Origin of the sequence: Micromonospora aurantiaca ATCC 27029, assembly GCF_000145235.1 — a bacterium.
Taxonomy (GTDB): domain Bacteria; phylum Actinomycetota; class Actinomycetes; order Mycobacteriales; family Micromonosporaceae; genus Micromonospora; species Micromonospora aurantiaca.
In genome coordinates this window covers 3,310,299-3,330,983 of sequence record NC_014391.1, presented here as the reverse complement: position 1 = coordinate 3,330,983, position 20,685 = coordinate 3,310,299, and the positions used below count along the sequence as shown (strand labels likewise).

The window sequence follows — 20,685 nt, the reverse complement described above, 5'->3', positions numbered from 1 at the left end:
GCGGTTGCATCCGGTACCCCGGTACGGGCTTACCGTCGAGAGGTGACCGACGAATCCTGGGTGCCCGACACCTGCACGCTGCCGACCACCGAACGGCCGCTGCGGCTGGCCGAGTTCGACGGGCTGTTCCACGACGCGCTGCGCGGCGCCGACCGGCCGGCCGCCGGGCATCTGCGGCTGCACCTCGACGGCCGCGCCGAAGCGCTCGCCCGGGACCTGATCGCCCGCGAGTCCGCCTGCTGCTCCTTCTTCACCTTCGATCTCGCCAGCCCGGACGGCGACACGCTGACGCTCGACATCCGCGTTCCGGCGGCCCGTGTCGCCGTACTCGATGCCCTGGCCCTGCGGGCCACGGCCGCGCGGGGCCGGTGATGGGCGAGCCGGAGCTGCGCAGCGGCCGGCTCGCCGACGCGGCCGGGGTCAACGTGCAGACGCTGCGCTACTACGAACGGCGCGGGCTGCTGCCCGCGCCCCGGCGGTCGCCGGGCGGGCATCGCCTCTACCCGGCCGAGACGGTCACCCTGCTGCGGGTGGTGAAGGCCGCGCAACGTCTCGGCTTCACGCTCGCCGAGGTCGCCGACCTGCTGGCGGCCGGACGGCACGACGCCGGCCTGCGGACCCGGGCCCGCGACAAGCTCGCCGAGGTGGAGCGACGGCTCGCGGACCTCACCGCCGTCCGCGACACGCTCCGGGCCGCCGTCTCGGCCGGCTGCGACGACCTGGTCACCTGCGCCGAAAGCCCGCACTGTCCCCTGCCCTTCACCGGTCCGGACCGAGGCCCGGCTACGGTCTGACGCATGACGGTCGTGCGTTCCATCCTGCTGTTCCTGCTCGCCGCCCTCGCCGAGATCGGCGGCGCCTGGCTGGTGTGGCAGGGCTGGCGGGAGAACCGCGGGCTGCTCTGGATCGCCGCCGGGGTGATCGCGCTCGGCGCCTACGGGTTCGTGGCCACGTTCCAGCCGGACGCGAACTTCGGCCGCATCCTCGCCGCCTACGGCGGCGTCTTCGTCGCCGGGTCGCTCGCCTGGGGCATGGTGGTCGACAAGTTCCGGCCCGACCGCTACGACCTCGTCGGCGCGGCCATCTGCCTGGTCGGCGTCGCCGTCATCATGTACGCCCCGCGCGCGAGCTGACGTCGCGGTGATGAGTTTCCGCGCCCGTGCCCGTCACACCTGCGAAGGGACACGACGCGGAGGGATGACGTCATGGGTAGGGACACGCAGCTGCAGGAGCTGGGCGTGAGCGGTCTGGCTGAGGTCGACGAACCGGCGTTCACCGGGCTGGCGCAGCGGCACCGGCGGGAGCTGCACGTGCACTGCTACCGGATGCTCGGGTCGTTCGAGGACGCCGAGGACACCGTCCAGGAGACGTTCCTGCGGGCGTGGCGGCGGCGGGACACGTTCGCGGGACGGTCGACGTTCCGGGCCTGGCTGTACCGGATCGCCACCAACGCCTGCCTGGACCGGCTCGCCAAGTGCCGGCCCGAGCCCGCGACCGGCGGCGAGGTGCGGTGGCTCCAGCCGTACCCGGACCGGCTGCTCGACGAGCTGCCCGCCGCCGACGCGGACGAGCCGGAAACCGTAGCGGTGGCGCGGGAGACGATCGAGCTGGCGTACCTGGTCGCGGTGCAGCACCTGGCGCCGCGCCCACGCGCAGTGCTGATCCTGCGGGACGTGCTCGGCTGGCCCGCGAAGGACGTCGCGGAACTCCTCGGGGACTCGGTCAACTCGGTGAACAGCGCCTTGCAGCGCGCCCGCGCGGGCATGCGGGAACACCTGCCCGCGCAACGGCAGGACTGGACCGGCGACGAGACGGACACCCGGACGCGCGAGCTGGTACGCCGCTTCACCGACGCCAGCATCGCCAAGGACGTCGACGGTCTCGCCGCCATGCTGCGCGACGACGTGCGCTGCTCGATGCCGCCCACCCCGGGCCTCCAGATCGGCCGCGACGCGGTGGTGAACGACTGGATCGCAGACGGTTTCGAGAGCCTGGGCAGCCTGCGAGCAGTGCCCACCGCCGTGAACCGGCAGCCCGCCGTCGCGTTCTACCTCTGGCAGGACAGCGACGGCGCGTACCTGCCGCTCACAGTCGACGCCTTGCGCATCACCGGCGGGGCCATCACCGAGATCGTCACGTTCCACGCCGACCAGTTCCCGCGGCTCGGGCTGCCGGAGCGCCTGCCGGCCGACCGTACGCCGTAGTGCCCGCGCGGACGCTCGCGCTGCCCGGCGGCGCGCGAGTTCCGGTGGTCGCGGCCCAGTGGCGTCACGCGTACGGCGTGGTCACGCGCGGCCGGGTGCAGCTGGAGCTGCGCGACGGCACCCCCGGGCCGGTCCTCGGCCGTGACGCCGGCTTCTGGCTGCGCGGCACCGGCGTACGCGCGTTGCGCAACCCCGGCCGTCGCACCGCGACCGTGCGGATCCTCACCCCTCACCTCGAAGCTCGGAGGAACGACATGATCAGCAGCACCGACACCGGCACCGTCTCGGGCCGTCCGCACGGCTTCCGGCGGCTCGCCGTCACCGGCCTGGTCGCCACGATCGCCGCGATGGCGGTCACCACGCTCGCGGCGGCGCTCGCCCGGGCCGCCGGTGTGGACTTCGAGATCCCTGACGGCGGCGAGACGATCCCGTTGGGCGGGTTCGCCGTGGTGACCGGGTTCTTCTCGCTCGTGGGCGTCGTCATCGCCGCCGTCCTGTTGCGGTTCAGCGCCTACCCCGCGCGGCGGTTCGTGTGGACGGCGGTGTCGCTGACCGCGCTGTCGATGGTGCCGCCATTTATCGCCGGTGGCGACGCCGCCACCACTGTCACGCTGGCCGGGCTGCACCTGGTCGCGGCGGCGGTGATGATCCCCGCCATGGCGCGGAGCCTGCGCGCAGACCCTTCGCGAGGTGCCTGACGGCTACCGGGTCGTGGCTCCGCGACGTCGGAGGGCCACCTTGGTGCCGCCGAACGCGACGAGCCAGGGCAACACCAGGAAGCCGCCGCAACCGATGACGATCAGCCACAGCGTCTCAGTCGGTTTTCCCTGGTGTTCCAGGCCGGGCCAGGTGAAGGCGCTGCCGAGCAGCGACAACGCGTAGAACAGGACGATCACGATCGCGGCAGCCGTACCGATCCGGCGGCTGAGCCCGATGCCCGCGGCGCAGAGGAACCCGAGCCCGGACATGACAAGGGGGGCGAGGTACATACCGGACAGGACGACGAAGGTGTAGTACGTCGCACCGGGGTCGAGAGCCGGGTCCGCCAGCGGTGGCGGGCCGGCTCCGACCGCGTGGACGACAGCGGAGAGGGCGGAGTTCACCACTTCGGACTCCTCGCACCGGGACGCTCGCACGCCATCGAAATCGATCCCTCAGTCTGGCACCGGTCGAGCCGCCAGATCGACCGGGAGCCGTAGGCCCGACACAGAATGATGCGATCCACAGGATTCGATCGAGATCACTCGGGCACTTCGATACGGACCATACGCCGGGCGCCGCCAGTCGGCGCCCGGCGCCACGTACGACCGAGAGGTGACACCATGACCTTCCGCGCCAGGCTCGTCGGAGCCGCACTCGCCGGGACGCTCGCCGCCGGTGCATCGGCACTGGCAACGGCCTCCACGGCCAGCGCGCAGGCCGAACCCTGCGTTCAGCGCATCGCCGTGGTGAACAACGCCGCCTTCGTGATGTCCTTCAGTGTCGCGGCGAGCAACGGCCTGGAGACGGCGAACACCGACACCTACCCGATCAACCAGTCGCGGACGATCGATCTCACTACCACCGCGCTGCCGGTCGGGTCCGATGTGCGGCCGGTGGTGGACGCGGTGGCCGGAGCGCAACGGACCCCGAGCAGCTTCGTGTCGTACTGCGAGAACGGGCAGACCGCGACGTACTCGGTGACCGGGACGACGTACGACTACTCGGTCACGCTGATCGGCTGACCGACGCGTCGACGCTTCGGGGCGTCCGCCATCCCGGCGGGCGCCCCGCGCTCGTCCGCGCCAAGACGGGTAACCGGCGAGGGCCGCCGGTAGGCAGGTCGTCCGCTCACGCGTCAACCGATCGAGTCACCGAACGCCAAGGCGTCGAAGGCCCGTTCGAGGTCGGCCGTGTCCGCACCGGTGAGGACCGTTTCCAGGTACGCGCCGTCGGCACGCATGACTCAGGTCATCGAGCAGTCTTCACTCGCCCGCCCTGATCAATAAGACCGCAGGGCAGGACAGTAAGCGCGCTCACCCTGGCTACTTGGCGTTGAAGTAGTTCGCCTCCGGGTGGTGCACCACGATCGCGTCGGTGGCCTGCTCCGGCACCAACTGGAACTCCTCCGACAACTGCACCCCGATCCGCTCGGCGCCCAGCAACTCCACGATCTTCGCCCGGTCCTCCAGGTCCGGGCAGGCCGGGTAGCCGAACGCGTACCGGCAGCCCCGGTAGTCGGTGCGCAGCAGGCCGGCCAGATCGGCCGGGTCCTCGTCGGCCACAGTGCCGCCGCCGGGCAGCACCAGCTCGGCCCGGATCCGCCGGTGCCAGTACTCCGCCAGGGCCTCGGTGAGCTGCACGGACAGGCCGTGCACCTCCAGGTAGTCGCGGTACTCGTTGCCGGCGAACATCTTCGCCGTGTACTCGCTGATCGGCTGCCCCACGGTGACCAGCTGCAACGCCACCACGTCGAGCTGGTCGCCCTTGGGCCGGAAGAAGTCGGCCAGGCACAGCCGCCGCTCCTGCCGCTGCCGGGGGAAGGAGAACCGGGCCCGCTCGCTGTGCCCGTTCTCGTCCAGCACCACCAGGTCGTTGCCTTCGGAGTACGCGGGGAAGTAGCCGTACACGACGGCCGCCTCCAGCACCTGGTCGGAGATCAGGCGGTCCAGCCAGTACCGCAGCCGGGGCCGGCCCTCGGTCTCGACCAGTTCCTCGTACGACGGCCCCTTGCCGCCACGGGCGCCGCGCAGGCCCCACTGGCCCAGGAACGTGGCCCGCTCGTCGAGCAGTGCCGCGTAGTCGGCCAGCGGCACACCCTTGACGACACGGGTGCCGAAGAACGGCGGCTTCGGCACCGTCACGTCCACCGCCACGTCGGAGCGGACCGACGCGTCGTCCAGTTCGGGCAGCGCCTCGCGCACCTGCGCCCGCTGCCGCTCGCGGCGCTCCCGGCGGGCCGCCAGTGCCGCCTCGCGCTCCGGGTCGACCATCGGCGCGCCGCCGCGCTTGGCCGCCATCACGCGGTCCATCAGGGACAGCCCTTCGAACGCGTCGCGGGCGTAGTGGACCTGGCCCGGGTAGATCGACCGCAGGTCGTCCTCCACGTACGCGCGGGTCAGCGCCGCGCCGCCGAGCAGCACCGGCCAGCGCTCGGCCACGCCGCGGGAGGCCATCTCGGCCAGGTTCTCCTTCATGATGACTGTGCTCTTGACCAGCAGGCCGGACATGCCGATCGCGTCGGCCCGGTGTTCCTCCGCGGCGTCGAGGATCGCGTTGATCGGCTGCTTGATGCCGATGTTCACCACGTCGTAGCCGTTGTTGGACAGGATGATGTCGACCAGGTTCTTGCCGATGTCGTGCACATCGCCCTTCACCGTGGCGAGCACGATCCGGCCCTTGCCGTCGTCGTCGGTCTTCTCCATGTGCGGCTCCAGATAGGCCACCGCGGTCTTCATCACCTCGGCGGACTGGAGCACGAACGGCAACTGCATCTGGCCGGAGCCGAACAGCTCGCCGACCACCTTCATGCCGTCCAGCAGCAGGTCGTTGATGATGGACAGCGGCGTACGCCCCTGCGCCATCGCGGTGTCCAGGTCGGCCTCCAGGCCGTTGCGCTCGCCGTCGATGATCCGCCGCTTGAGCCGCTCGTCCAGCGGCAGCGCGGCCAGTTCCTCGGCCCGGGTGGCGCGCGCCGACGCCGCGTCCACGCCCTCGAACGCCTCGATGAACCGCTGCACCGGGTCGTAACCCTCGCGGCGGCGGTCGTACACCAGGTCGAGCGCCACCTCACGCTGCTCGTCCGGGATCCGTGCCATCGGCAGGATCTTGCTGGCGTGCACGATCGCCGAGGTCAGCCCGGCCTGGGCGCACTCGTGCAGGAAGACCGAGTTGAGCACCTGCCGGGCCGCCGGATTGAGGCCGAACGAGACGTTCGAGATCCCGGCGGTGAAGTTGACGCCCGGGTAACGCGCGGCGATCTCCCGGATCGCCTCGATCGTCTCGATGCCGTCGCGGCGGGTCTCCTCCTGCCCGGTGGCGATCGGGAACGTCAGCGCGTCGATGAGGATGTCCTCCCGGCGCATCCCCCACCGGCCGGTCAGGTCGTCGATCAGCCGGCAGGCCACCCGTACCTTCCACTCGCGGGTGCGGGCCTGGCCCTCCTCGTCGATGAGCAGCGCCACGACGGCGGCGCCGTGCTCCCTCACCACCGGCATGATCCGCGCGTAGCGGGAGTCGGGACCGTCGCCGTCCTCGAAGTTGACCGAGTTGACCACGCACCGGCCGCCGAGCATCTCCAGCCCGGCCTCGATCACCGCCGGTTCGGTGGAGTCCAGCACGATCGGCAGCGTCGAGGCGGTGGCGAACCGGCCGGCCAGCTCCCGCATGTCCTGCGTGCCGTCACGGCCCACGTAGTCGACGCAGAGGTCCAGCAGGTGCGAGCCGTCCCGGGCCTGGCTGCGCGCGACCTCCACGCAGGCCTGCCAGTCCCCGGCGAGCATGGACTCGCGGAACGCCTTCGAGCCGTTGGCGTTGGTCCGCTCCCCCACCATCAGGATGCTGGCGTCCTGGACGAACGGCACGTGGTGGTAGATCGAGGAGACCCCGGCCTCCGGCTTCGGCTCTCGCGCCACCGGCGCCCGCCCGCCGAGTCGCTCCACCAGCACCCGGATGTGCTCCGGGGTGGTGCCGCAGCAGCCGCCGATCAGGGCAACGCCGTAGTCGGTGACGAACTGCTCCAGCGCGTCGGCCAGCTCGTCCGGGCTGAGCGGGAAGTACGCCCCGTCGGCGGTCAGCACCGGCAGGCCCGCGTTCGGCATCACCGAGATCGGGATACGCGAGTGCTGCGCCAGGTAGCGCAGGTGCTCGCCCATCTCGGCCGGGCCGGTGGAGCAGTTCAGCCCGATCAGGTCGACGCCCAGCGGCTCGATCGCTGTCAGCGCGGCGCCGATCTCGCTGCCGAGCAGCATGGTGCCTGTCGTCTCCACCGCGACCTGGCAGATGATCGGGACGTCCCGGCCGGCCTCGGCGCGCGCCCGCTTCGACCCGACCACCGCCGCCTTGACCTGGAGCAGGTCCTGGCAGGTCTCGATGATCAGCGCGTCCGCCCCGCCGGCGATCAGGCCGGCGGCGTTCTCCTGGTACGCGTCGCGCAGCGAGGCGTAGCTCGCGTGCCCGAGGGTGGGCAGCTTGGTGCCCGGACCCATCGAGCCGAGCACGAACCGGGGATGCTCCTCCGTCGCGTACGCGTCGGCGGCCTCCCGCGCGATCCGCGCGCCCGCCTCGGACAGCTCCCGGATGCGGCCGGGGATGCCGTACTCGGCGAGGTTGGGCAGGTTCGCGCCGAACGTGTTGGTCTCCACGCAGTCGGCGCCCGCGGCCAGGTAGGCGTCGTGCACGCCGCGGACCACGTCCGGGCGGGTCACGTTGAGGATCTCGTTGCAGCCTTCCAGGCCGTCGAAGTCGTCGAGGGTGAGGTCGGCGGCCTGGAGCATCGTCCCCATCGCGCCGTCCGCGATCAGGATCCGATCGGCCAGCAGGTCACGCAACGAAATAGGCACATGCCCCAGGTTAGTGCGCCCGAGTGCGGCAGAGTCACCCGAACCGGGCCTTCCCACATTCTGCCCACCGGGCCGGCGTACACCTTTCCGCCGGTTCGCCCGAGTGGTCCGGCCCGGCGACCGGCGCGGCCGACGGGCCGGGCCCGGCGGCGGCACGTAGGCTGACGGACGTGAAGGACAACTGGGGTGCGACCGTGCGACGGGGCGGCGCCGCGCCCGACGAGCAGGGTGAGGTGACGGCGTGACCGAGTTCGACGGGCTGCCGGTACTGCGCTCGCCGGTCGCCATCGCGGCCTTCGAGGGCTGGAACGACGCCGCCGACGCCTCCACCGCCGCCGTGGAACACCTGGAACAGGTCTGGCAGGCCCGGGAGGTGACCGAGCTGGACCCGGAGGACTTCTACGACTTCCAGGTGAGCCGCCCGACGATCACCATGGCCGACGGGGAGACCCGGCGCGTCGAGTGGCCCACCACGCGCTTCATGGTGGCCAGCCCGGAGGGCACCGAGCGCGACGTGGTGCTGATCCGCGGGATCGAGCCGAGCATGCGCTGGCGTACGTTCTGCGAGCAGGTGCTGGAGATCTGCCACAGCCTGGAGGTCGAGCGGGTGGTGCTGCTCGGCGCGTTGCTGGCCGACGTGCCGTACACCCGGCCGCTGCCGATCAGCGGCAGCGCGTCGGACGCCGACGCGGCCAAGCGCTACCAGCTCACCCCCACCCGGTACGACGGGCCGACGGGCATCGTCGGCGTGCTGCACGACGCCTGCACCCGGGCCGAGGTCGACGCGGTGTCGTTCTGGGTGCACGTGCCGCACTACGCCAACAACCCGCCCTGCCCGAAGGCCACCCTCGCCCTGCTGCACCGGGTCGAGGAGGTGCTCGACCTGCCGGTGCCGATGGCCGACCTGGCCGAGGAGGCAGCCGAGTGGGAGCAGCGGGTGCGCAGCGCCGCCGAGCAGGACGCCGAACTCGGCGAGTACGTCCGTGAGCTGGAGGAACGGGTCGGCGACGCCGGCATCACCCCGTTGACCGGGGACGAGATCGCCCAGGAGTTCGAGAAGTACCTGCGCCGCCGCGGCGGTTCCGCCGGGCCGACAGCGGGTTCCTGGTAGCACCCTTCCGTCGAAGCCGGGCTCCCCCGCCGGGGCCCGGCTTCTTCGTGTCCGGGGTGGCGCCGTCACACCCTCTAGGGCATCCTAGGAACCTAGCTGTTGTGAGGAGGCGGGCATGCAGATCAACCCCGGCGCGGCCGAGTTCCCGCACCGGCAGATCGCCGCGCAGCTCAAGGCCCAGGTGCGCCGCGGCGACTGGGGTCCGGGCGAGCGGTTGCCGTCCATCCCGGCCATCGCCGAGATGTTCGGCGTCGCGAAGCAGACCGTGCAGCGCGCCGTCGACCAGCTGCGGGTCGAGGGCATCCTGATCACCAAACCCGGCTCCGGTACGTACGTCCGGGGCACCCGGCGCCGCCTCAACCGCCTGTCCCGGGGCCGGTACGGCGGCTTTCGCGGCTACCACACCGACCTGGCCGCCCGGTACCGCCAGCAGCTCGTCTCCGTCGGCCGCTCCCCCGCCCCGTCCGAGGTGGCCGACGCGTTCGGCGTCGCCGACGGCACCGAGCTGCTCTGCCGGCGGCACCTGGTACGCACCGACGACTCCCCCGTGGAGGTCGGCGCGTCCTGGTTCCTGCCCGCCGACACCGCCGGCACGTCACTGGAGCGGGCCGAGGCATTCGGCCGGCCGCTGTACCAGGAGGCGGAGGAGGTCACCGGCCGGCGGTACGTCACCGCCACCGACACGATCAGCGCCCGCCAGCCCAGCCGGGAGGAGGCGGAGATCCTCCAGATCCGCCCGGACACGCCGGTGCTGCACCTGCTGCACGTCGCCTACGACGAGCGGCACAAGCCGATCGAGGTCGCCCAGGCCACGTGGCCCGGCCCGATGACCACGCTGACCGAGGAGTACAAGATCCCCGCCCCCGCTCCCGACCAGGACCCCGACCCCGGCCTGGTCCTGGGCTGACCCGCCCTCGTCGCCCGGCACCCCGGCACCCCGGCGATCTTGCACTTTCCGCCCCGGCGAACGGGACATTCACGACACCCACGGGGCCACAACTGCAAGATCGCCGAGTCAGCGGTCGGGTCGCCAGCGCACGGAGCAGCCGGGGCCGGCCACGCCCGAGTGGAACATCACGTGTGTCAAACCGTCCTCGACGCACCCACCACGTTCCACCCACGCCACACCCGCCGCCGGACGGCGCGATCTTGCGGTTGCGGCCCCCGCGAACCGGGCAAAAGCGCCGGAACGTGGGCCGCAAGTGCAAGATCGACGCGCGAGCAGGCGAGAAGGCGCGGCGCGAGGGCGATGAGGCGCGGTGGAAGGACGGGGCGGGGCTAGAGGGCGATGCCTAGGAGGGCGTCCACCGTGTCTCGGAAGAGGGCCGGAGCGGTCTCGTCGTCCGTGACGCCGTTCAGGGTTCCTTCGGCCCAGCGGTCGGCCGCCGCCAACGCACCCGGCGTGTCCAGGTCGTCGGCCAGGCGCTCGCGTACCGCGGCCAGCAACGCCGCCCCCGACGGCCCGGCCGGCGCGGCGGCGGCCCGCCGCCAGCGGCCCAGCCGCTCCTGCGCCTCGGTGAGCAGGTCGTCGGTCCAGGAGCGGTCGCTGCGGTAGTGCCCGCTCATCAGCGCCAGCCGGACCGCCATCGGGTCGACCTTGTCGGCCCGCAGCCGGGATACGAAGACCAGGTTGCCCTGGGACTTCGACATCTTCTCGCCGTCCAGGCCGATCATGCCGGCGTGCACGTAGTGGTCGGCGAACGGTGCCTCGCCGGTCAGCCGCTCGGCGTGCGCGGCGGAGCACTCGTGGTGCGGGAAGATCAGGTCGTTGCCGCCGCCCTGCACGTCGATCCGGTCGCCGAGCAGGTTCAACGCGATGACTGTGCACTCGATGTGCCAGCCGGGACGGCCCGGGCCCAGGTCGCCGCCGGGCCAGGACGGCTCGCCCTCGCGGGCGCCGCGCCACAGCAGCGGGTCGAGCGGGTCGCGCTTGCCGGCGCGTTCCGGGTCGCCGCCGCGCTCGGCGAACAGCTCGATCATCTGCTCGCGGGTCAGGTTGGACTCGTAGCCGAACCGGGGTGCGGCGGAGATGTCGAAGTAGACGTCGCCGGTGCCGTCGTCGAGCCGGTACGCCGCGCCGTCCTTGAGCAGCATCAGCACCTTCTCGGCGATGTCCGGGATCGACTCGACCGCGCCGACGTAGTGCGCCGGCGGGATCATCCGCAGCGCCTCCATGTCCTCGCGGAACAGCGCGGTCTCCCGCATGGCCAGGACCTTCCAGTCCTCGCCGTCGCGCTCGGCGCGCTCCAGCAGCGGGTCGTCGATGTCGGTGACGTTCTGCACGTACCGCACGTCGAGGCCGGCGTCGCGCCACATCCGCTGCACCAGGTCGAACGTGATCATGGTGGCGGCGTGCCCGAGGTGCGTCGCGTCGTACGGGGTGATGCCGCAGACGTACATCGAGGCCGCGCCCTCGGGCCGGCTGGGATGGGCGCCCTGCCGCGCCGAGTCGTACAACCTCAGCGACACGCCCTCGCCGGGCAGCCGTGGCACGTCATGTCCCGCCCAAGACTCCATGACCGCCAGCCTAACGATCCGTCAGACGCTCGGGTGCCGCCCTACGGGTGATCAACGCGACAGCAGCTCACATGGGTGGCCAGGGCATCGCCGGCCACTCCTGCGGCGGCAGGGGGAACCGGCCGCTCTCGCGCAGCCGCTCGACCCGTTCCGCCAGCGCGGCCAGCTCACCGATGGTCAGGTGCTCGGCCAGTTCCTCACCGAGCGGCCCGCGGAGCTGCCCGGCCAGGCCGTCGAGCATCTCCACCGCGTCCGGCGGCAGTTCGCGGCCGGCCCAGCCCCACAGGACCGTCCGCAGCTTCTCCTCGACGTGGAAGCTCACGCCGTGGTCGACGCCGTAGATCCGGTCGTCCGGGCCGACGAGCACGTGCCCGCCCTTGCGGTCGGCGTTGTTGATGATCGCGTCGAGCACGACGAGCCGGGCCAGGCGGGGGTCGTCGGCGTGCGCCAGCGCGTACGCCGCCCCGTCGTCGTCGCGCGCTGCGGCGACCGGGAACCAGCGCGGTGGGATCTCCCGCGCCGGCACGAATCCGACGAGCGGCTCGGCGTCGTCCGGCTCGTCGATCCAGAGCTGGCACGAGCCGGGGCCGAACGGGCCGTCGCGCAGCACTGTGGGCGGAACCAGGTCCCAGCCGGTGGCCCGGGACACCAGGTAGGCGGACACCTCCCGGCCGGCGAGCGTGCCGTCCGGGAAGTCCCAGAGCGGGCGCTCGCCGCGTACCGGCTTGTAGACGCAGTGCGCTGTCACGTCGCCGAGGGCGATGACGCCGCGCAGCGTCGCGTTGGAGGCGTCGACGAGCCGCCCCTCCAGGGTCAGCTCACCGTCGGCGAGCAGCCGCAGCGCCTCGGCGCCGTCCTGTCGGGGCTGCAGTTCCGACGAGGTCACCGGTGATAGCCGTTGTGCCGGGGGCAGAGGTGACCGGCCGGGTCGAGCGGCTGGCCGCACAGCGGGCAGGGGGGCCGGCCGGCGTTCACGACGCGCTTGGCCCGTTCGATGAACTCGCGGGTCGCCTCCGGGGTCAGCCGCACCCGCAGGCGGTCGAGGTCGTCGTCCGGCTCGTCCGGGTCCTCGTCGGCGTCGTCGTCCGCGTCGCCCAGCTCGACCTCGACCTCGGCCTCACCGACGGCGATCGCCTCGATCACCACGGTGGCGGTGTCCACGTCGAAGGCCAGGCCCAGCGTGCCGACCCGGAACTCCTCGTCCACAGGCGTGTCGAGCGGCTCGTTGTCGCCGGTCACGGTGGTGACCGGCTCCGGGAGCTTCACGCCGAAGCGGCGCTGCGCCTCGGCGAGCAGCTCCTCCAGCTTTTCGGCGAGCAACGACACCTGGACCTTCTCCAGCGACACGCTGACCAGCCGGCCGCCGCCGCGCGCCTGGAGGAAGAACGTGCGCTCCCCCGGCGGGCCGACCGTACCGGCGACGAACCGCTCCGGCGGCTCGAAGGCGTGCACCTGGTGCGTCATACCCACGACCCTATCCGGCGTGTGGAAGCACCGCGCAGCCCACCGACGCCGAATCCGCCCAGAGCGAACGCGCCGCGTACACCCGCTTCACCCGGCCGCGCCCGCGCCTCCGCCGACCGCCGCGTCGGACTCGGCCGCCCGCGCCGGTCGCCGGCGCCGCTTGCGCGGCGGCGGGACCAGCGCCGACAGGTCACCGCCGGTGTCGTTGAGCCGGACCAGGAACGGTCGCAACGGGGTGTAGCGGATCGCCGTCACCGACGCCGGGTCGGCCACGATCCGCTGAAAAAGATCAAGGTGTACGCCGAGCGCGTCCGCCACGATCGCCTTGATCACGTCGCCGTGGCTGCACGCCAGCCAGATGGCCTCCGGCCCGTGCTCGGCGGTGACCCGGGCGTCCCACGCCCGTACCGCGGCGACCGCGCGCGCCGACATGGCCGCCATCGACTCGCCCTGCGGGAACGCGGCGGCGCTCGGGTGCTGCTGGACCACCGGCCAGAGCGGCTCCTTCGCCAGCTTCTTCAGCGACTGCCCCTCCCAGTCGCCGTACCCGCACTCGATCAGCCCTTCGTCGACGACCGGCTCGGCGCCGGGAAGCGCCAGGTCGAGGGTCTGCCGGCAGCGGATGAGCGGGCTGGTCACCACCGCCGCCAGCGGCAGCCCGGCGAGGCGCCCGCCGACCGCCGTGGCCTGCGCCCGGCCGGTGTCGTCCAGCTCGACCGGTTGCCGCCCGGCCAGGCCGCCGTCGGCGTTCGCGGTGGTCCGGCCGTGTCGCAGAAGCAGAAGGGTCGCCACGCTGACCACCCTAGGCGGTACGTCCCCCCGATGATCGTCCCGCCACGACAGCTCGTTCCCCGGCCGCTCCCGGCTCCCGGCCCGCCTCCGCCCCCTCCGCCCCCCCTTCGGCGCGTCGATCATGAGGTTGGCCTGGACAAATCGGACGGCAATCCCGGCCAACTTCATGATCGACCGACGGAAGGCGTCCCGTGGGCGACGCCCGGGCCTCGCCGGGATCAGGTGCGTGGCGGCGGAGAACTTGGAAGGTTTGCGCCCCTCTGGGGGCCTTCTCGTACCAAGATCTCCCGTCGAGCGTGGGCGGATGCCGGGTGCCCCGCTCCGGCCGGGCTCGCGCCACCAGCTCCACCCTCGCGGACCCACCCACTCGGCCGATCATGAGGTTGGCGGAGACAAACCGGACAGACGATGCCGCTAAGTTCATGATCGACGCGGCGGGACGCGGGCGGGCGCGACGCGGGGCGGGCGACATGGGCGGGCGGGCGACATGGGCGGGCGGGACGCGGGCGGGCGCGACGTCGGTGGCGGGGGACATGGCGGGCTCGGGTGGATGGGGGCGGTGTCCGGGCTGCGTCGGGTGTCGGGTTTCGGGGTGGTGGGGGACACCCGGCTGGCGGAATCGTGGGCGGGGCCGGGGCGTTATACCTGGTGAACGGCCGCAGCAGCACCCCCGGTAGCACGCGAGCGCGGGTGGTAGGGGCCGGGAATGCATCCTGGGCCGGCGGTCGTTGTGGATGTCTCCGGCGCCACCCAGCCGAACCCCGCACGCCACCCCCGGGCGTGCCGCGGGCAGCGTGTGCAGGACGCCGGATCCCCCCGAGAACCTTTCTTGAGCGCCTGACGGTGCCCACGCACCCCACCCCCGGGTGTGCGTCGACCCCCGAATGGAGCCCCCTCATGAACACGATCCTGCGTAAGAGCATCCTCGGTATCGCCGGTCTGACCGTCGCCGGTGGCCTCGCCGCCGGCCCCCTCAACCACGACACCACCACCCCCACGCGGGACGCGGCCGTCACCACCACTCAGGCCGCCGCGAAGCTCGACACCGCCACACTCATCCCGCACGGCGTGCAGGGCACCCAGTCCCACATCGACCTCAACGACGAGCAGACCGCCAACGTCAAGGCCATCATCGCCGCCACCAAGAAGGCCGGCATGGACGAGCGTGCCGCCGTCGTCTCCATCGCCACGGCGCTGCAGGAGTCGAAGCTGGAGAACCTCGGCCACCTCGGTGACCGTAACGACCACGACTCGCAGGGCCTGTTCCAGCAGCGCCCCTCCTCCGGCTGGGGCACCGTGGAGCAGATCACCGACCCCGAATACTCCACCACCGCCTTCCTCAAGGGCCTCAAGCAGGTCGACGGCTGGCAGGACATGCCGCTGACCAAGGCCGCCCAGACCGTCCAGGTGTCGGCCTACCCGGACCACTACGCCCAGTGGGAGCAGCAGGCCGCCGACCTCGTCGCCCAGCACTGGAACAGCTAAGAACCAAGTAAGAACAGCGAAAGGCCGGCACTCCGAACCAACGGGGTGCCGGCCTTTTCGCGTGCCAGGAGACAGCGTCAGGTCGCGCTGATCGTGCCGGTCGCCAGCAGGCAGATCACCAGGCTGCCCAGCGCCACCCGGTACAGCACGAAGACGTACAGCGTGTGGTGGGCGACGTAGCGCAGCAGCCACGCGATGGCCGCGTAGCCGACGGCGAACGCGATGAGCGTCGCGATCACCATCTGCGCCACGCTCGGCGCGGCGGTGCCCGGCGCGGACGGCTCGAAGACGTCGGGGAGGCTGAACACTCCGGAGATCACCACGGCCGGGATCGCCAGCAGGAACGAGTAGCGGGCCGCGGTCTCCCGGGTGAGGTTGAGCAGCAGGCCCGCGGTCAGGGTGCCGCCCGAGCGGGAGACGCCGGGGACCAGCGCCGCGGCCTGGGCGAAGCCCATGATGACGCCGTCGCGCATCCGGAAGTTCTCCAGCGTGCGGGTCTGCCGGCCCCAGTACTCGGCGAAGGCCAGCAGCATCGCGCCGATGATCAGCGTGCAGGAGATCAGCCAGAGGTTCCGGCCGGCGGTGCGGATCTGGTCCTTGAAGATCAGCCCGAAGATGCCGATCGGGATGGTGCCGACGATGACGTACCAGCCCATCCGGTAGTCGAGGCTCGACCGCACCGAACGGTCGACCAGGCCGACGAACCAGGTCCGGACGATCCGCCAGATGTCCTTGGCGAAGTAGATCAGGACGGCGGCCTCGGTGCCGAGCTGGGTCACCGCGGTGAACGACGCGCCCGCGTCCCGGCCGAAGAACAGGGCCGAGGTGATCCGCAGGTGCCCGGACGAGGACACCGGAAGGAACTCGGTCAGTCCCTGGACCAGGCCCAGGACGATGGCCTCGATCCAGGTCACTCGCCGACTCCGGACAGCTCCAGCGCCTCGGCGACGGTACGCAGGGTCTGCACCCCGCTGTCCCGGTCGGCCACGAACAGCGACACCGACAGCGTGGTCACGCCGGCGGCGGCGTACTCCCGCATCCGCTCGGCGATGCGCTCCTTCGGGCCGAGCAGCGAGGTGCGGTCGATGAACTCCATCGGTACGGCGGCGGCCGCGTCGCGCTGCCGCTTGGCCAGGTAGAGGTCCTGGACCTCGCGGGCGGCGTCGCCGTAGCCCATCCGGGTGGCGAGCTGGTTGTAGAAGTTCTGCTTGCGGCTGCCCATGCCGCCCACGTACAGCGCGGCGTACCAGCGCACCAGCTCGGCGCAGGTGGCGATGTCGTCGCCGACCACGACCGGCACGGACGGCACCACGTCGAAGCCGGCCAGTTCCTTGCCCGCCGCCGCGCGCCCGGCGCGTACCGAGGCGAGGTGCTCCTCGGCGAACTCCGGTGAGTAGAAGACGGCCAGCCAGCCGTCGGCGATCTCGCCGGCCAGTTCCAGGTTCTTCGGGCCGACTGCGGCCAGGTAGATCGGGATGTGGTCGCGCGGCGGGTGGAAGCCCAGCCGCAGCGCCTTGCCGGGGCCGTCGGGCAGCGGCAGCGTGTAGTGCTCGCCGTCGTACGCGACCTCCTTGCGGGCCACCGCCAGCTTGACGATGTCGACGTACTCCCGGGTGCGGGCCAGCGGCTTGGCGAACCGCACGCCGTGCCAGCCCTCGGAGACCTGCGGGCCGGACACGCCCAGGCCGAGCCGGAACCGGCCGCCGGAGAGCGTGTCGATGGTCGCGGCGGTCATCGCGGTCATGGCGGGGGTACGGGCCGGGATCTGCATGACCGCGGAGCCCACGTCGATGCGCTCCGTCTGACCGGCGATCCAGGCCAGCATGCTCGGCGAGTCCGAGCCGTACGCCTCCGCGGCCCAGACCACCGAGTAGCCGAGCCGGTCCGCCTCCTGGGCCAGCGCCAGGTGGTCGAAGGGCGTGCTCCACGCCGTCTGGTATCCGAGGTTGAGCCCGAGTCGCACTGATCCTCCCACCGTCCGCACCACAGGTCGCATCAGGTTACGCAATGAGCGTGGCACCCTCGACGTCCGGCTCGCCCCGAACATGTCACACCGGGTGGAGCTCGCGCGGGAAGTTGACTGCGGCGAGGATATCCGTGACGCCGGGTTCGAAATAAGGTTCACGCATGCAACAGCGACCGCTCGGCCGAAGCGGGCTGGCGGTATCGCGGCTCGCGCTCGGCACCATGACCTGGGGACGGGACACCGACGCCGACGACGCGGCCGCCCAGCTGAAGAGCTACCTCGACGCGGGCGGCAACCTCGTCGACACCGCCGACGTGTACGCCGACGGCGACGCCGAGTCGGTGATCGGCTCGCTGCTGGGCAGCCTGGTGGACCGCGACGAGCTGCTGATCGCCACCAAGGCGGGCCTGCGGCCGGGCAGCCGCCGCCGGGACGGATCGCGCGGTCACCTGCTGCGTACGCTGGACGCCTCGCTGCGCCGGCTGGGCACCGATCACGTCGACCTGTGGCAGGTGCACGGGTACGACCCGGACACCCCGCTGGAGGAGACGCTCTCGGCGCTGGACCACGCGGTGTCCAGCGGGAAGGCCCGCTACGTGGGTGTGTCGAACTTCTCCGGCTGGCAGACCGCCCGGGCCGCCGCCTGGCAGGCCGCCTGGCCGGGGCGCGCCCCGGTGGTCGCCGCGCAGGTGGAGTACTCGCTGCTGGAGCGCGGCGTGGAGCGGGAGGTGCTGCCCGCCTGCGCCGGGATGGGGCTGGGCGTGCTGCCCTGGTCGCCGCTGGGCCGGGGCGTGCTGACCGGCAAGTACCGCAACGGCCGCCCGGCCGACTCGCGGGCGGTGTCGCCGCACTTCGAGCGGTTCGTCGCGACGTACCTGGAGCCGCGCTGCTCCAGCATCGTGGAGGCGGTGGCGATCGCGGCCGGCGGGCTCGGCGTGTCGCCGCTGGAGGTGGCGCTGGCCTGGGTGCGGGACCGGCCGGGCGTGACCGCGCCGATCCTGGGCGCCCGCACCGTCGGGCAGCTGCTCGGCGCGTTGCAGGTGGAGCGGATGACGCTGCCGGAGGAGATCGTCACGGCGCTGGACGACGTGTCGGCGGTGCCGGTGGGCTATCCGGAGCGCGACGGGTGAGCCGTACGAGGGCGATCCGGGTCACCCGCAGGGGGTGGCGGAGGGCCCGCGACCTGGGCAGCATAGGGGCATGGACTACGAATACGCGCCGCTGCGGTTGCCCTCGAACGTCGATCGGCTGACCGCCGCGGCGCAGCTGGCGATCCAGGCCGAGTTCTCCGGCTGGGAGCTGGCCCGGGTGCGGCTCTACCGGGACGGCACGCGGCAGGTGGTGCTGCGGCGCCGCCTGGTCAACCAGTCGCAGCCGGGTCTGTCGTACTGACGAGGGGCCCGTCCCCGGGGCCGCGCGACGCGGCGCCGCCCCGGGGACGCGCACGGCCTAGTGCGCGTGGTCGTGCTCCTCGTCGAGTTCCATGAACGGGTGCTCGTCGAGCCGGCCGACCAGCCGGTCGTCGGCGGCCGGCTGGAACGGGCCGACCGGGTCGTCGTCGTCGAACGACTCCAGGTCGACGGGGGTGCCGACCTCGCTGACCATCACCACACCGTCCAGCGGCTCCAGCTCCGGCACGTCGAGCGCGGACAGCGAACCGTCGCCGCTCTGCAGCAGCTCCAGCACCGCCTCGCCGACGCCCTCCACCGGCGCCGGCTCGTCCTCCTCCGGGGTGCCCTCCCGGCGGGCCGCCTCGGCCGCGCGCAGCAGCGCGGCGACGCTGGGCACCCGGTAGTCGCGCCGCTGCCGCACCGAGATGACCCGCGGGTGCGGGTCGGTGGGCTCGCCGCCCTCGACGGCGCCGAAGCGCTCGTCGGCCTCGTCCGGGTCGATCGACTCCACGTCCCAGGGCGTCACCTCGCCGAACGCGTCGAGCAGCTGCTCGTCGTAGGCGAACGAGGCGTTGTTCAACGCGACGTACGCCTGCCAGACGGCGTCGTCGTCGATCCGGCCCTGGGCGGCCCGGACGGCGGCCAGGTGGGCGCGGGCCGCGTCGATCACCCGCTCGAGGGCGGCGTCCAGCTCACCGTGCTGGTCGGTCATGTGTGGCAGTCCCTTCGCGATGGGGGGAGGTTCCGCGCCGGCGGCGCCGCGGCGGGCGCGGTCAGCAGGTACGGAGGAAGCGGTCCAGAACCCGCACGCCGAACTGTAGTCCGTCCAGCGGAACCCGCTCGTCGATGCCGTGGAACAGCCCGGAGAAATTGAGGTCGGCGGGCAGCCGCAGCGGCGCGAACCCGAAGCAGCGGATGCCGAGCTGGGAGAACGCCTTGGCGTCGGTGCCGCCGGAGAGCATGTACGGCACGGGGTGCGCGCCCGGGTCCTCGGCGCGCAGCGCCTCCGACATGTGCGCCACCAGGTCACCGTCGAACGTGGTCTCCAGGGCCGGCTGGCGCTGGACGTACTCGATGGCGATGTCCGGCCCGACCAGCTCGCGCAGCTGCCGCTCCAGTTCCTCGCTCTGGCCGGGCAGGCTGCGGCAGTCGATGGTGGCGGTGGCCCGGCCGGGGATGACGTTGTCCTTGTAGCCGGCGGCCAGGCGGGTCGGGTTGGCGGTGTTGCGGACGGTCGCGCCGATGATGTTGGCGATCGGGCCGAGCTTGGCGATCGCGGTCTCCGGGTCGTCCGGGTCGATCTCGATGCCGAGCACGTCGGAGACCTCGGCGAGGAACGCTCGTACGGTGTCGGTCATCACGACCGGGAAGCGGTGCCGGCCGATCCGGGCGACCGCCTCGGCGAGCGCGGTGACGGCGTTGTCGTCGTGCACCATCGAGCCGTGGCCGGGCCGGCCCTTGGCGTGCAGGCGCAGCCAGTCGATGCCCTTCTCGGCGGTCTCGATCAGGTAGAGGCGGCGCTGCTCGTCGACGGAGTAGGAGAAGCCGCCGACCTCGCCGATCGCCTCGGTGCAGCCGTCGAACAGGTCCCGGTGGCGCCGGGTGAGGAAGTGCGCGCCGTAGTCGCTGCCGGCTTCCTCGTCGGCGGTGAACGCGAGCACGACGTCGCGCCGGGGGCGGACGCCGGTGCGCTGCCAGTCGCGGACCACGGCGAGCACCATCGCGTCGAAGTCCTTCATGTCGATCGCGCCGCGGCCCCACAGGTAGCCGTCGCGGATCTCGCCGGAGAAGGGGTGCACCGACCACTCGTCCGGGTCGGCGGGCACCACGTCGAGGTGGCCGTGCACCAGCAACGCGTCGCGGCCGGGCTCGGTGCCGGGGATCCGGGCGACCAGGTTGGCCCGGCCGGGCGCGGATTCGTGGATCTCGGCGTCGACGCCGACCTCGGCGAGTTTCTCCGCCACGTACTCGGCGGCGCGCCGCTCCCCCGCGCTGGTGTCGTTGTCGCCGGTGTTGGTGGTGTCGATGCGCAGCAGGTCGCGGCAGAGGTCCACGACCTCGTCGGTGGCGTCGGGTCGGGCGGGGGCGGCGTCGCTCGTCATCGCTTCCTTATACCAGCAGGTGAGGTGGTCGCGGGCCGCCGGTGTCGGGCGGCGGTTTCGCGGATCGTCCGGCCGGGTACCGCCGGACCGCCCGGACATCGACTCCGGCCGTC

At 72.3% G+C, this 20,685-nt stretch carries 21 protein-coding genes; 11 read left to right on the top strand and 10 right to left on the bottom strand.

Translation table 11 applies throughout. The features are described from left to right. The first annotated feature begins 42 nt into the window (after positions 1–42). The 5 genes from MICAU_RS14570 to MICAU_RS14550 all read left to right on the top strand — a co-directional run bounded on the left by MICAU_RS14570 (position 43) and on the right by MICAU_RS14550 (position 2,902). The gene (locus MICAU_RS14570) at positions 43–372 is read left to right on the top strand and encodes a hypothetical protein (RefSeq protein WP_013286090.1); all 330 of its coding nucleotides are present in this window, start codon (positions 43–45) and stop codon (positions 370–372) included. Beyond that, positions 372–794 (top strand): MerR family transcriptional regulator, encoded by a 423-nt coding sequence (locus MICAU_RS14565; protein WP_013286089.1) that lies wholly within the window; start codon positions 372–374, stop codon positions 792–794. The genes MICAU_RS14570 and MICAU_RS14565 overlap by 1 nt, the downstream gene beginning before the upstream one ends. A gap of 3 nt (positions 795–797) precedes the next feature. Beyond that, entirely contained in the window at positions 798–1,133 is a 336-nt protein-coding gene (locus MICAU_RS14560; protein ID WP_013286088.1) for a YnfA family protein, read from the top strand. A gap of 72 nt (positions 1,134–1,205) precedes the next feature. Beyond that, entirely contained in the window at positions 1,206–2,204 is a 999-nt protein-coding gene (locus MICAU_RS14555) for an RNA polymerase subunit sigma-70 (protein ID WP_013286087.1), read from the top strand. Then, positions 2,204–2,902 (top strand): DUF6069 family protein, encoded by a 699-nt coding sequence (locus tag MICAU_RS14550; RefSeq protein ID WP_013286086.1) that lies wholly within the window; start codon positions 2,204–2,206, stop codon positions 2,900–2,902. The genes MICAU_RS14555 and MICAU_RS14550 overlap by 1 nt, the downstream gene beginning before the upstream one ends. A 3-nt stretch (positions 2,903–2,905) precedes the next feature. Here the strand turns inward: MICAU_RS14550 and MICAU_RS14545 are convergent, their stop codons facing one another. Beyond that, entirely contained in the window at positions 2,906–3,310 is a 405-nt protein-coding gene (locus MICAU_RS14545) for a hypothetical protein (protein WP_013286085.1), read from the bottom strand. Between the two features lie 216 nt (positions 3,311–3,526). Between MICAU_RS14545 and MICAU_RS14540 the strand changes: the two genes are divergently transcribed. Further along, positions 3,527–3,928, top strand: a complete 402-nt coding sequence (locus tag MICAU_RS14540) for a hypothetical protein (RefSeq protein ID WP_013286084.1) — start codon at positions 3,527–3,529, stop codon at positions 3,926–3,928. 300 nt (positions 3,929–4,228) lie between these two features. Here the strand turns inward: MICAU_RS14540 and metH are convergent, their stop codons facing one another. Next, a complete protein-coding gene (gene metH / locus MICAU_RS14535; protein ID WP_013286082.1) occupies positions 4,229–7,744 on the bottom strand; it encodes a methionine synthase in 3,516 nt (1,171 codons plus the stop codon). A gap of 241 nt (positions 7,745–7,985) precedes the next feature. Between metH and MICAU_RS14530 the strand changes: the two genes are divergently transcribed. Then, the gene (locus tag MICAU_RS14530) at positions 7,986–8,855 is read left to right on the top strand and encodes a PAC2 family protein (protein WP_013286081.1); all 870 of its coding nucleotides are present in this window, start codon (positions 7,986–7,988) and stop codon (positions 8,853–8,855) included. A gap of 115 nt (positions 8,856–8,970) precedes the next feature. Further along, on the top strand, positions 8,971–9,762 hold the full coding sequence (locus MICAU_RS14525) for a GntR family transcriptional regulator (RefSeq protein ID WP_013286080.1): 792 nt from the start codon (positions 8,971–8,973) through the stop codon (positions 9,760–9,762). 371 nt (positions 9,763–10,133) lie between these two features. Here the strand turns inward: MICAU_RS14525 and mshC are convergent, their stop codons facing one another. The 4 genes from mshC to MICAU_RS14505 all read right to left on the bottom strand — a co-directional run bounded on the left by mshC (position 10,134) and on the right by MICAU_RS14505 (position 13,637). After that, positions 10,134–11,372, bottom strand: a complete 1,239-nt coding sequence (gene mshC, locus MICAU_RS14520; RefSeq protein ID WP_013286079.1) for a cysteine--1-D-myo-inosityl 2-amino-2-deoxy-alpha-D-glucopyranoside ligase — start codon at positions 11,370–11,372, stop codon at positions 10,134–10,136. Between the two features lie 67 nt (positions 11,373–11,439). Further along, positions 11,440–12,258 (bottom strand): SCO1664 family protein, encoded by an 819-nt coding sequence (locus MICAU_RS14515; protein WP_013286078.1) that lies wholly within the window; start codon positions 12,256–12,258, stop codon positions 11,440–11,442. Further along, positions 12,255–12,836: a DUF3090 domain-containing protein gene (locus MICAU_RS14510; RefSeq protein WP_013286077.1), complete on the bottom strand. Its 582-nt coding sequence runs from the start codon at positions 12,834–12,836 to the stop codon at positions 12,255–12,257. The genes MICAU_RS14515 and MICAU_RS14510 overlap by 4 nt, the downstream gene beginning before the upstream one ends. A gap of 87 nt (positions 12,837–12,923) precedes the next feature. Next, positions 12,924–13,637, bottom strand: coding sequence for a histidine phosphatase family protein (locus tag MICAU_RS14505; protein ID WP_041799019.1), 714 nt, complete (start codon positions 13,635–13,637; stop codon positions 12,924–12,926). An 888-nt stretch (positions 13,638–14,525) separates the two neighbouring features. Here MICAU_RS14505 and MICAU_RS14500 point away from each other — a divergent pair. Next, a complete protein-coding gene (locus tag MICAU_RS14500) occupies positions 14,526–15,113 on the top strand; it encodes a hypothetical protein (protein WP_013286074.1) in 588 nt (195 codons plus the stop codon). Positions 15,114–15,190: 77 nt separating this feature from the next. Here the strand turns inward: MICAU_RS14500 and MICAU_RS14495 are convergent, their stop codons facing one another. Then, entirely contained in the window at positions 15,191–16,027 is an 837-nt protein-coding gene (locus tag MICAU_RS14495; protein WP_013286073.1) for an undecaprenyl-diphosphate phosphatase, read from the bottom strand. Then, positions 16,024–17,076 (bottom strand): LLM class F420-dependent oxidoreductase, encoded by a 1,053-nt coding sequence (locus MICAU_RS14490; RefSeq protein WP_013286072.1) that lies wholly within the window; start codon positions 17,074–17,076, stop codon positions 16,024–16,026. The genes MICAU_RS14495 and MICAU_RS14490 overlap by 4 nt, the downstream gene beginning before the upstream one ends. 164 nt (positions 17,077–17,240) lie before the next feature. Here MICAU_RS14490 and MICAU_RS14485 point away from each other — a divergent pair, with 164 nt between their 5' ends. Together MICAU_RS14485 and MICAU_RS14480 are read left to right on the top strand one after the other, a co-directional pair. After that, entirely contained in the window at positions 17,241–18,209 is a 969-nt protein-coding gene (locus tag MICAU_RS14485) for an aldo/keto reductase (RefSeq protein WP_013286071.1), read from the top strand. Positions 18,210–18,279: 70 nt separating this feature from the next. Next, positions 18,280–18,471 carry a DUF5703 family protein gene (locus MICAU_RS14480; protein WP_030274256.1) on the top strand — a complete coding sequence of 64 codons (192 nt, stop codon included), beginning with the start codon at positions 18,280–18,282 and terminating at the stop codon, positions 18,469–18,471. 57 nt (positions 18,472–18,528) lie between these two features. On the opposite strand, the gene MICAU_RS14475 is transcribed toward MICAU_RS14480, so the two are convergent. Continuing rightward, a complete protein-coding gene (locus MICAU_RS14475; RefSeq protein ID WP_013286069.1) occupies positions 18,529–19,182 on the bottom strand; it encodes a hypothetical protein in 654 nt (217 codons plus the stop codon). Between the two features lie 61 nt (positions 19,183–19,243). Continuing rightward, a complete protein-coding gene (locus MICAU_RS14470) occupies positions 19,244–20,572 on the bottom strand; it encodes a M20/M25/M40 family metallo-hydrolase (protein ID WP_013286068.1) in 1,329 nt (442 codons plus the stop codon). Between the last annotated feature and the right edge of the window lie 113 nt (positions 20,573–20,685).

Bases quoted from the DNA above. Each gene is read 5' to 3' on its own strand.
- MICAU_RS14485 (WP_013286071.1), top strand. From the start codon at position 17,241: ATGCAACAGCGACCGCTCGGCCGAAGCGGGCTGGCGGTATCGCGGCTC.
- MICAU_RS14560 (WP_013286088.1), top strand. From the start codon at position 798: ATGACGGTCGTGCGTTCCATCCTGCTGTTCCTGCTCGCCGCCCTCGCC.
- MICAU_RS14525 (WP_013286080.1), top strand. From the start codon at position 8,971: ATGCAGATCAACCCCGGCGCGGCCGAGTTCCCGCACCGGCAGATCGCC.
- MICAU_RS14475 (WP_013286069.1), bottom strand. From the start codon at position 19,182: ATGACCGACCAGCACGGTGAGCTGGACGCCGCCCTCGAGCGGGTGATC.
- MICAU_RS14565 (WP_013286089.1), top strand. From the start codon at position 372: ATGGGCGAGCCGGAGCTGCGCAGCGGCCGGCTCGCCGACGCGGCCGGG.
- mshC (WP_013286079.1), bottom strand. From the start codon at position 11,372: ATGGAGTCTTGGGCGGGACATGACGTGCCACGGCTGCCCGGCGAGGGC.
- MICAU_RS14540 (WP_013286084.1), top strand. From the start codon at position 3,527: ATGACCTTCCGCGCCAGGCTCGTCGGAGCCGCACTCGCCGGGACGCTC.
- MICAU_RS14500 (WP_013286074.1), top strand. From the start codon at position 14,526: ATGAACACGATCCTGCGTAAGAGCATCCTCGGTATCGCCGGTCTGACC.
- MICAU_RS14555 (WP_013286087.1), top strand. From the start codon at position 1,206: ATGGGTAGGGACACGCAGCTGCAGGAGCTGGGCGTGAGCGGTCTGGCT.
- MICAU_RS14510 (WP_013286077.1), bottom strand. From the start codon at position 12,836: ATGACGCACCAGGTGCACGCCTTCGAGCCGCCGGAGCGGTTCGTCGCC.
- MICAU_RS14480 (WP_030274256.1), top strand. From the start codon at position 18,280: ATGGACTACGAATACGCGCCGCTGCGGTTGCCCTCGAACGTCGATCGG.
- MICAU_RS14470 (WP_013286068.1), bottom strand. From the start codon at position 20,572: ATGACGAGCGACGCCGCCCCCGCCCGACCCGACGCCACCGACGAGGTC.